General features: G+C 70.7%; 1 protein-coding gene. It reads right to left on the reverse strand.

Annotated elements, in window-relative coordinates; genetic code table 11:
* Nucleotides 1-7: 7 nt before the first annotated feature.
* On the reverse strand, nt 8-2,398 hold the full coding sequence (locus tag ABZ406_RS30885; protein WP_357769103.1) for a BTAD domain-containing putative transcriptional regulator: 2,391 nt from the start codon (nt 2,396-2,398) through the stop codon (nt 8-10).
* Nucleotides 2,399-2,695 lie beyond the last annotated feature (297 nt).

Here is a 2,695-nt window from a genome sequence, read left to right on the forward strand (position 1 = left end):
GTCTCGATCACACCCCGCGCGCAACGGGGTCGAGCGCCGCGAGGTGGACACGCAGCTGATCTGGCAGCAGCAACGCCCGTCGCGACGGTCCACGAGCTGCGGCGTCCTGCATCACGACTGAGAGGTTTCGCAGTTCGTCACGGAGCCACTGCGACGCAGCAGTCGGGCCCTCGAAGGTGTCTCCGGTGCGCCGGCGCCCCTGCGGGCGTACCGTTCCGGGCCATAGGACCGCGACGGCAGCGGCGGTCCGCCGCAGGTACCACTCGGACATCCGGGCCACCGCCTCGGCGCGTTTCGTGTCGGCCCGCGCGAGTTCCGCCGCATACAGGCGCAGGAGCCCGCGATAGCGATACCGGCCGGTGTCAGAGCGGTCGAGGAGGTTTCGCTCCACCAACTGGTCGAGCAGCCGCTGGACGACCCCGACATCGTCGCCGAGCAGCACCGCCGCTCCGGCGAGCCCGAAGTCGGCCCCGGGTGCGAGCGCCGCCAGCCGGAACGCCCGGCCAACCGCAGGCGTGAGCTGGACGTAGCTGCTCTCGAACGCGGCACGAACGTGCAGATCACCGAGGCGCAAGTGGTCGAGGCGGCGCCCCTCGTCGGCGAACTGCAGCGCGTAGCCCGGCTGGTCACTGAGCCGGACTCCGGCGATGCGGATCGCCAGAGGTAACCGGTCGCAGGCGTCCACCAGGACGTGCGCGACCTCGTCGATCACCACATGTGCTGGAGAAGCTCTGCGCGCCACGGTCGTGAGCAACTCCACCGCCTCCGACTGGGGCAACGGACCAAGATGCACGGGGTGTGCGCCTTCCAGGTCCGCCAGTCGCTGTCGGCTGGCGACCAGGACCGCACTGCGGCCCGGGCCGGGCAGCAGCGACCGGACCTGCGCAGCGTCACGGGCGTCGTCGAGCACGACGAGCACGCTGCGTTTGGCGAGGGCACTGCGAAGAAGCCCGGCGGCCTCCTGCGGCCCCAGCGGCCCGGCCTGCACGTCGAGCGCGCGAAGCATGGTGACGAGCGCGTCGACAGGCCGTAGGGGACGAGGACCGGAACCTTGCAGGTCCACGTACAGCTGCCCATCGGTATAGGTGTCGCGTACCTCGGCCGCTACGGCGCCGAGGATTGCCGTCTTTCCCGCGCCGGCGCCGCCGGACACCGTGCACAGCACGCTGCCGCCCCGCGCGCGGCCGCCCAGCAATTCGCGCAAACGCGTCAGTTGCTCGGTCCGGCCGGTGAAATCCGCAGGAGCCGCCGGCACCTGGCAAGGCATCGGCCGCCGCATTGATGTGTGGTGCTTCGACGATGACGACGATCGCCACTGCTGACGCAGCACCAGCTGCCGACTGTCGGTGAGCGCAGCCCCCGGGTCGACGCCAAGTTGCTCGGCCAGGCGCCGCCGAGCCTCGTCGAAGACGCCGAACGCGTCGGCCTGCCGCCCGGTCGCGGCCAGCGCGAGCATCAGACTGGCATGGACCTGCTCGTGCAACGGGTAGCGGTCTGCCAGGGGCCGCAGCAGCCGCACCGCCGCCGCGTGCTGTTCAGGGGTTTCGGCGAGCTCGGCGCGGAGCAGACTCGCGGCGACGCGCTCTTCCCGCAACGCCACCGCTGCGGGATGCTCGCGCAACGTGTCGAGGTCGTCCAACGGGTCGCCTCGCCACATCCCCAGCGCCCGGTCGAGCAATTCACCCGCCTGCGCGGGGTGCTTGATACAGGTGTCCCGGGCCCTGAGGACAAGACCGCGGAATGTCAACACGTCGAGGCGCCCCGCATCGATCTGCAACCGATAGCCGCCCGGTGCGAGCTTCACCGCGCTGGTGAGGGCCCGCGGTGACCGGCCCGGCTCCAGCAACCGCCGCAATCGGGACACGTACGTCTGGACCAGGTTGATCGCTGACTCTGGTGCACCGGACGGCCACAGAACGTCGAGCAACTCCTCGCGCAGCACGGTCTGGCCCGCGCTGAGGATGAGCCGGCCCAGGACCACTCGCACGCCACGGCCACTGACGTCGACCTGCGCCTCGTCCCTGCCGGTGGTGAGTGGACCCAACGCGAAGATCGTTGGCCGGTCGCCACCGAAAGCGGCCCGCTGCTCGGTGATCGCTGCCGCCCGCTTGACCGCCACCGTGGTAGCCCGCCGAAGTGCGTGCACGTCGGGCGGTCCGAGCCGCAGCGCCACGGCGAGTGCGTCGGCCGAACGGGCCAGTGGCACCCTTGTACGACGTTGCTCAAGGTCACGGATCATCGCTGCGCTCAGGCCGGCCCGCGCGGCGAGCTCGCGCTGCGTCATGCCGGCGGCACGACGGTGTCGTCGCAGGAGTCCGGCGAAGTCACCGCCGGACAGGTCGTCGCCCACCGCGGAGTCACACCGCGATGGCAGCATCGTGCCATAGGCCGAAACCATCCTTGCCCCTCCTCCGAATGGAAGCCGCCGAAGCTGCTTGCGGCATTCCGGCGAATCTCGTGACGGACGGGAAGGCATCGACCATCTTCCCGCCCACCCACGGTGCGACGCGGCGGTACTCGGCCAGCCCTGATCGGGTATTCATGCGACGCCGTTGGGCCCGGGCACCGGCGGCAGCCTCGCCTTCGACGCCAACAAGAACGGCCTGGCGATCGTCCAGCGGGTAGCGGCCCCACGAGTCCTCCAGGTCGGCCTGGAGCCGGTCGAGGGCCTCTGTGGGGCTTCGTACTGCCTGGT

The sequence above is a fragment of the Micromonospora sp. NPDC005710 genome, assembly GCF_040630995.1.
Lineage (GTDB): Bacteria > Actinomycetota > Actinomycetes > Mycobacteriales > Micromonosporaceae > Micromonospora.

Bases quoted from the DNA above. Each gene is read 5' to 3' on its own strand.
- ABZ406_RS30885 (WP_357769103.1), bottom strand. From the start codon at position 2,398: ATGGTTTCGGCCTATGGCACGATGCTGCCATCGCGGTGTGACTCCGCG.